Consider the following 6,810-nt stretch of genomic DNA (forward strand, 5'->3'; position numbering starts at 1 on the left):
GCTTAGTGGCGGGACTGGTCCGCGCCCATCAGGCGCGGCAGGTCCCCCCAGCGGGCGACGGCGGAAAACACGGCGATGGACACGGCGATGAAGGCCACGGCAGCCACGGCCATGGTTGGGGTGTAGCCGTTGCGCAGTGAGTTGAAGATCTGGAGCGTGACGGTCGCAAACGCGGAGGCGGAGACGAAGAACATCACGATGAACTCGTTAAACGACAGTACGAGTGCGAAGAAGAACCCCGAGATCGTGTAGGGCAGCGTCTGGGGCAGGACGATCGTGCGAAAGATCACACCGTCGGTTGCGCCCATGGTGGCAGCCGCATCCAGATGCGCGCGATCGATGGCCTGCAGCCCAATCGAGATGGTGACCAGCGGCAGCGCGAGAAACAGCGCCGCGTGGCTGACGATCCCTGCCCAGATCGAGCCGAGCCCACCGAGGAAGGCCCAGAAGAAGCCCAGCCCCACACCGAAGACGATGGGTGGCAGGGCAAAGGGGATCGACCCCAGCGCCGCCAGCGTCGCCGAATGGCGCGAGCCGGACTTCCACAGGCGATAGCAGATGGGCCAGGCCAGAAGCACCGCAAGCGTCGAGGAGCCAAGCGCCACGATCACCGAATTGGCCAAGGCCCGCGTCCAGACCGGCTCGGAGACAAAGAACTCGGTAAAGCGGGCAAGCGTCGGATCCTCTGGCGGGAAGTACATGGTGCGCCCGCCGTTCAGCGCTGCGCTGCAGACCACAGCGATTGGAAGCACAACGACGATCGCCGCCAGCGCCATGAACAGATGGCCGAACACCCTCAGCATCAAGAGGCCCCCTCCGACCGGCGTGACAACCGCTGCCCCAGGACAAGGAACGCCGCCGCCGTGACCAACAGGATGACCGACTGCGCCGCTCCGAACGGAGCATTCAGCGTACTGCCGCGGACATGCTCGAAGACCGATACGGCGGTGGTCTGCTTTGCCGGATCGGCAAAGACCGTCACCGCCACATAGCCGCCCAGAAGGAAGACGAACAACAGGAGCGCCGTCCCCATGAGCGGCAGCCGCACCGCGGGAAGGATGACGGTGCGCGCAACGGTCCAGGGTCGAGCGCCCATCGTGCGGGCCGCCTCTGCCATCGAAGGGTCGAGACGCGACAGCGCCGGATAGAGGAGGATCACGGCATAGGGCCAGACGAGGTATGACATGGTTAATACCGTGGCGAACTCCGAAGTCTTGAACTTCACGTTGCGCGGACTCGCGAGGCCCCAGTCCCGCAGCACGTCGAACCAGCCTGTGGCCTTCATCCAGTCGGTCAGGCCCGACGCCGAGAAGAGCACCGGCAGGCCCGAATTGTTCGACAGGATGATGTCCCAGCCCATCACGATGAACACTTCGGACAGCGACAAGCTGGTCAGGAGAAAGACCAGCCAGCGCGCTTGCGCCCTGCGGGACTGTCGCGTCAGCAGATATGTGAAGGGCAGCGCAGTGGCGACGGCCAGGACGGATGCGACGACGGCATAGCGCATCGACCAGTAAAGCTGGGTCAGGTAGAGGAATGTCGTTTCAGCCGGCCAATTCGCCCCCACCAGGAAGCGGTAATAGTTCTCGAACGTGAAGGCCCATTCCCAGCCGGCGCCTTCGACCTTGTGACCAAATGAGATTGCGACGACGAGGCCGAGCGGCACGACGCAAAGGAACAGGACCACGCACCAGATCAGTGTGGTCACACCGGCGCGAAGAAAGCGGTGGCCCAAGGCTCCGCGATCATCGGCGGCCTGCACGGCGTCGGCTCTCGCCTTCCGCGGGCTTTCGGCCATCGCGGGCTCGGGATGGCCCACCACGCTCATGCCGCTGCCATCGCTGTTCTGGGCCGCGGATAGATGCGGAGCGCCTCTGGGGGAAGGGTCAGATGCACGGTCTGTCCCACCTGTATGCCCGGGAGGCTATGGTCAGGCGTCTGCTCCGCCACGATCTTGCCAAGCACCGTGTCCAGGTGGATGTCCCGGACCGGCCCAAGGTCGCGCACGAAGGTGACCGTCCCCTGCACACGGTTCAGGGGTACGCCCGCCGCTTCGAGGCGGATCGCCTCAGGGCGGCAGGTGAGCCGCACCGGAGAGCCCGAGAGGAACTTCACCGGCTCGGGTAGGGACAACGCGACATCCCCCACCATGACGCGTCCCTGATCGGCCACGCCGTCCATGAAGTTCGCCCTGCCGATAAACCCGGCGACAAAGGCCGTGGCGGGCCACCGGTAGATGTCCTGCGGCGACCCGGCCTGCTCGACCCGGCCGGCCGACATGACGACGATGCGGTCGGCCATGGTCATCGCTTCGCGCTGGTCATGGGTCACGACGATCGTGGTGATGCCCAGCCGTTGCTGCAGGAGACGCAGTTCCACCTGCATCTCCTCGCGCAGCTTGGCATCAAGCGCCGACATCGGCTCGTCGAGGAGGAAGACCTCGGGCTCTTGGGCGAGCGCACGGGCGATGGCCACCCTTTGGCGCTGGCCGCCGGACAACTGGCCGGTACGCCGGTCGCCGTAGCCGGAAAGCTGCACCAGATCGAGCAGCCGGTCGGCCCGCGCCGCGGCCTCGGCCCGCGCCGTCCCACCGATGGTCAGCGCATAGGCCACGTTCTCGCGGACCGAAAGATGCGGAAACAGGGCAAAGTTCTGAAACACCATGCCGAACTTGCGCCGATGGGCGGGCAACTGCGTGATGTCGCGACCACGCAGGGCGATGGTGCCGCGCGACGGCGCCTCCAGTCCCGCGATCATCCGCAGCAAGGTCGTCTTGCCGCAGCCCGAGGGGCCCAGGAGGGCCGTCAGCTCGCCTTCGGGGAAGTCGAGCGTGACATCGTCCACGGCTCGGGTTTCGCCGTAGTCCTTGCGGATCGTGCTCAGCGCCAACACACCCATGTCGGCACCTAAGCGCCGGCCAGCATCTTGTCCCAAGCCTCCTTGATGAAGGTTTCCTTGTCGAGATAGGCATCATAAGCGGGCCTGATCGCCGGTGTGCCCGAGACGAAAGCGAACTCCTCATCCGTCAGGTCGGTCTTCTCCTTGGCCACCAGCGGCGCGGTCCCGATCCTGCGCGACATGAGCGCCTGGGTCGCCGGGTCGGAGGAGAAGTTGATGAACTCTGCCGCTTCGGCGTCCTTGTCCGAGAGGGCCGAAAGGCACCAGGAGCCGTAATCCTGCGGGTTGCCCTCCTTCGGGAAGACTGCCCTGATCGGGAAGCCCTCGGAGGCCATGAGGTTCGACACATCGAGGTAGTACTGCCCGCCGATCACGTCGCCATTCTTCATCGCCTGCTCCATCTGGCTTTCCGCCGACCACCAGAGCGCGACATTCGGCTTGAGTTCCGCGACCTTGGCGATGATGGCGAGAATGCCTTCATCAGTGGCAAAGGTCGCCTCGCCGTCGAAGAAGGTCGCGGCAGTGATGTCCAGCAACTGTCCATTAAAGTTCTTCGACAGGCCGAGGCTGGACTCATATCTCGAGCTGTCCCAGAAATCCGCCCAAGTCGCGGGGGCCTCCACTTCGTTCGGATTGATGACCATCGAGGTGAACCACGACATCGCGCCGACGCCCAAGGCACCCTCCTCACTTTCGAAGACGAAGTAAGGATCAAGATTCGCCGCTGCAGGGATCATTTCCATGTTCAGCGGCTTCAGCAGCCCGCCAAGACGGCTGGCCTTGATAAGGGCGTCCCGGGCATACAGCGACAGATCGGACGGCACGCTGCCCGCGGCGGTCGCCTGCTGCATGGTGACGAGCCAATCCGAGGAATTCGGCTGGGTGATGCTTTCGATCTCGATCCCGGTCGCAGCGGTGAAGGCAGGGAACACATGCTCCTTGAAGCTGTCCTCGAAATAGCCGCCATACGATCCGACGCGCAGGGTGCGCGTCTGGGCGATCAGCGGCGTACCGAATGCCGCCGAAGCCGCAGTCATGCCAGCCAGCGCACCGCCGCGCTTCAAAAGGGCCCGTCTGTCCATCTTGATCATCGTCCTGCTCCGCATAAGGGCGAGGTGGCGTGTCACCTCTTGTTCCCGAACCGCTGCCGAAGGGTCTCCTGTCCACAAGGGACCGGAGACAAGACTCCGCCGGGCCTGAGCCAAGCTTAGGATCAGGGCCGAATCGTCGGACACATGAAAGCGGCAGCTTCCAGCATCGCCGCGGGTGATTGCCTCTTGTTCATGCAATTGGCCGGCGAACCTGCGGAAAGTTGGTCGGTTCCTGTATGCCGATGGCTCCTGTCACGTCCCGCTGCCGCAGGATCGGACCTGTTACGTGATTCCAAGGAGATGACGATGCGTGCAGATCTTTCCGACGACCAGCGGGCGCTTACCGTTGACGACGCCACGCTTCCGGTCGTGGACCTGGCTGGCCTGTTCACCGGCAACGCGGCCGACACGGCCCGCATCGCCGCCGATCTGGGGCGGGCGGCGCGGACCTCCGGCTTCTTCTACATCACCGGCCACGGCATTTCCCAGGAGATGATGGACGCTGTCTTTGCAGCCTCTCGCGCCTTCCATGCCATGCCGCGTTCCTACAAGATGCGGTGGTGGAGCGGCTTCACAACCCACCACCGAGGCTATGTCCCCTTCGAGGAGAACGGCGCGAACTTCCCCAGATCGATCAACATGAACGAAGCATGGGACATGTCCTTCGAAGCGCCAGCCGACCACCCCGACTATCTCGCTGGCTGGCGGATGACCGGGCCCAATGTCTGGCCCGACCTGCCAGGCTGGAAGGATACCGTATCGGGCTATTACGACGCGGTCTTTGGCCTGGGGCTCCGGCTGTTGGATGCGCTTGCGCTGGAGCTTGGGATCGAGCCCGAGGAGCTCACCCGGCACATCACCTATCCGACCTCGCAACTACGACTGTTGCGTTACGTGCCCAATGATCTGCCGGCGACCAAGGATATCGCAGGCATCTCCGCGCATTCGGATTTCGAATGCTTCACCATCCTGCTCCAAGGCGGCCCCGGCCTGCAGGTGATGAATGCCCAGGATGTCTGGATCGAGGCGCCGCCGATCCCCGGCTGCTTCGTCGTGAACATCGGAGACATCTTCGAGACCTGGTCAGGCGGGCAGTTCAAGTCCACTCAACACCGCGTCGTCAACATCGGGCGCGAACGCTTTTCGATCCCGCTGTTCTTCGGCCTCGACTATCACGCCATCGTGGAGCCGTTGGAAAAGTTCCGTACGCCCGAGACGCAGGCCAAGTATCCCCCCATGAAGGCCGGCGAGCATCTGATGCGGATGACGATCAACGCATTCCGGTACATGGCGGACGCGCAGGCCAAGGGCGCGCTGGTGCCCGACTATGCCGTGCCCGAGGAGAACCCCTTCAAGCGCGAAGCCAAGGTGGCACAAGCCTGAAGCGAGCAGTCGCGCCTTGTGTTCGCGGGGCGCCAGCCGCCTCGCTTCTAGCGGCATGCGGCTGGCGGTCATTGGGACCGATACATCAGGATAGCCGGCTGAGGCGGACCGTATCCACCCCAACGCTGGAAGAACGGATTCTGCCGGAGGCTCTCTCGGCAGAGGTGCCGGTTCCTCGCGCCGGAGCCAGCCCATGAAGCAAGTCCGGGCGGAGCTTCGGTGCTTTGAACGGCGGGTCTGCCAGGTTATCGGTTAGCCGGCCGCTGCCAAAGCAATTAGCTCAAGACCGTCCCTCTTGCTCTGTCCCTATGATCGTGAGGCATAGGAGGATGTCATGTGGCCCAACTCCGAGAACAGCAATCGAAGCCCCGCCGAGGTGCTGTCAGACGAAGGCAAAGTCGTCTCACTTTCGGTGGCCCTGACCTGCTGCTCGTTTCTTGGACCGCACCGAGCTGGACGTTTCCGGTTTAGGCTGGGGCCGAGGAGACGGAGAGAGACCATGAAGAAATCGAAGGTCAGCGGGGCCCAGAACGCCTTCGTGCTGAAGCAAGCGGAGGATGGCACGCCCATGGGCGAGGTCTGCCGCAAGGCGGGGATCAGGGAAGCGACCTGTTTCGCGCCTGGCGCAAGAAGTACGCCGGACTGATGCCGTCCGAGATGCGGAGGCTTCGTCAGCTCGAGGATGAAAACGCGAAGCTGAAGAAGCTCGTGGCCGACCTGAGCTTGGATGTCCGTCGTCAGGTGATTTGAGACTGATGGCGTGCGTCAGGATCGGAGGGTCTGGTCCATCTGGGGGTGAGGTTAGGCGGCGCGGGCTTGGTGCTGCAAGCGCCGCTGGGTCAGGGTCTGCTTCTTGATCCGCGCCCGCTCGGCTAGGGTGGCCCCGCCTCGGCCGTGGTAGACGTCGGCCGGCGTAAGGTTGTTCAGGCTCTCGTGGGCGCGGCTGTGGTTGTAGTGCTGACGAAGGCTGAGACCTGCTCCTCCAGAGCACCCGGCAGGTAGTAGTGCTCGAGCAGGAAGCGGTTCTTGAGCGTCTGTTGCCAGCGCTCGATCTTGCCTTGGGTCTGCGGGTGCCGGGGCACCTCGCGGATGTGGGTCATGCCTTTGTCCTTGAGCCATTCGGCAAGGTCGCCCGCGATGGTGCTCGAGCCGTTGTCGCTCAGGAGCCTGGGCCGGTGGCGAACCTTGACCTGGTCGAGTCCGGAAGCTGCTAGTGCCGGGTCGAGCGTCTCGGTGACATCTTCGGCCTTCATGGTCGTGCAAAGCTTCCAGGCCACCACGAAACGCCGGAAGTCGTCCAGCACCGTCGAGAGATAGTACCAGCCCCAGCCCGTCACCTTCAGGTAGGTGAAGTACGTCTGCCAGAGCTGGTGCTGGCCAGGCCCGGAAACCTGGTCCAGTCTGACAGCAACTTTTCGGGCACTTGCCCCTGACCCTG

Annotated in this window: 5 protein-coding genes and 2 pseudogenes; 2 read left to right on the forward strand and 5 right to left on the reverse strand. The window is 63.9% G+C overall.

Features of this window, described 5'->3' with window-relative positions; all coding sequences use genetic code 11:
* Positions 1 to 2: 2 nt before the first annotated feature.
* Genes FHG66_RS16380 through FHG66_RS16395 form a run of 4 tightly spaced genes read right to left on the reverse strand, consistent with a single transcriptional unit; the run spans position 3 to position 3,989 of the window.
* The gene (locus tag FHG66_RS16380) at positions 3 to 803 is read right to left on the reverse strand and encodes an ABC transporter permease (protein WP_139078129.1); all 801 of its coding nucleotides are present in this window, start codon (positions 801 to 803) and stop codon (positions 3 to 5) included.
* Complete coding sequence (locus FHG66_RS16385) at positions 803 to 1,828, reverse strand: ABC transporter permease (RefSeq protein WP_139078130.1); 1,026 nt, start codon at positions 1,826 to 1,828, stop codon at positions 803 to 805. The genes FHG66_RS16380 and FHG66_RS16385 overlap by 1 nt, the downstream gene beginning before the upstream one ends.
* Complete coding sequence (locus FHG66_RS16390; RefSeq protein ID WP_139078131.1) at positions 1,825 to 2,898, reverse strand: ABC transporter ATP-binding protein; 1,074 nt, start codon at positions 2,896 to 2,898, stop codon at positions 1,825 to 1,827. The genes FHG66_RS16385 and FHG66_RS16390 overlap by 4 nt, the downstream gene beginning before the upstream one ends.
* 8 nt (positions 2,899 to 2,906) lie before the next feature.
* Positions 2,907 to 3,989, reverse strand: coding sequence for an ABC transporter substrate-binding protein (locus FHG66_RS16395; protein ID WP_176556291.1), 1,083 nt, complete (start codon positions 3,987 to 3,989; stop codon positions 2,907 to 2,909).
* 306 nt (positions 3,990 to 4,295) lie between these two features.
* On the opposite strand from FHG66_RS16395, the gene FHG66_RS16400 reads away from it, so the two are divergent.
* Together FHG66_RS16400 and FHG66_RS16405 are read left to right on the forward strand one after the other, a co-directional pair.
* The gene (locus FHG66_RS16400) at positions 4,296 to 5,372 is read left to right on the forward strand and encodes an isopenicillin N synthase family dioxygenase (RefSeq protein WP_176556292.1); all 1,077 of its coding nucleotides are present in this window, start codon (positions 4,296 to 4,298) and stop codon (positions 5,370 to 5,372) included.
* A gap of 499 nt (positions 5,373 to 5,871) precedes the next feature.
* Positions 5,872 to 6,101: pseudogene (locus tag FHG66_RS16405) on the forward strand (transposase); the annotation flags it as partial.
* 72 nt (positions 6,102 to 6,173) lie between these two features.
* Here FHG66_RS16405 and FHG66_RS16410 read toward each other — a convergent pair.
* Positions 6,174 to 6,745: pseudogene (locus tag FHG66_RS16410) on the reverse strand (transposase); the annotation flags it as partial.
* Positions 6,746 to 6,810 lie beyond the last annotated feature (65 nt).

Origin of the sequence: Rubellimicrobium rubrum, assembly GCF_006152115.1 — a bacterium.
Lineage (GTDB): Bacteria > Pseudomonadota > Alphaproteobacteria > Rhodobacterales > Rhodobacteraceae > Rubellimicrobium > Rubellimicrobium rubrum.

Coding starts and splice junctions, on each gene's coding strand:
- FHG66_RS16390 (WP_139078131.1), bottom strand. CDS start 2,898: ATGGGTGTGTTGGCGCTGAGCACGATCCGCAAGGACTACGGCGAAACC.
- FHG66_RS16380 (WP_139078129.1), bottom strand. CDS start 803: ATGCTGAGGGTGTTCGGCCATCTGTTCATGGCGCTGGCGGCGATCGTC.
- FHG66_RS16395 (WP_176556291.1), bottom strand. CDS start 3,989: ATGATCAAGATGGACAGACGGGCCCTTTTGAAGCGCGGCGGTGCGCTG.
- FHG66_RS16385 (WP_139078130.1), bottom strand. CDS start 1,828: ATGAGCGTGGTGGGCCATCCCGAGCCCGCGATGGCCGAAAGCCCGCGG.
- FHG66_RS16400 (WP_176556292.1), top strand. CDS start 4,296: ATGCGTGCAGATCTTTCCGACGACCAGCGGGCGCTTACCGTTGACGAC.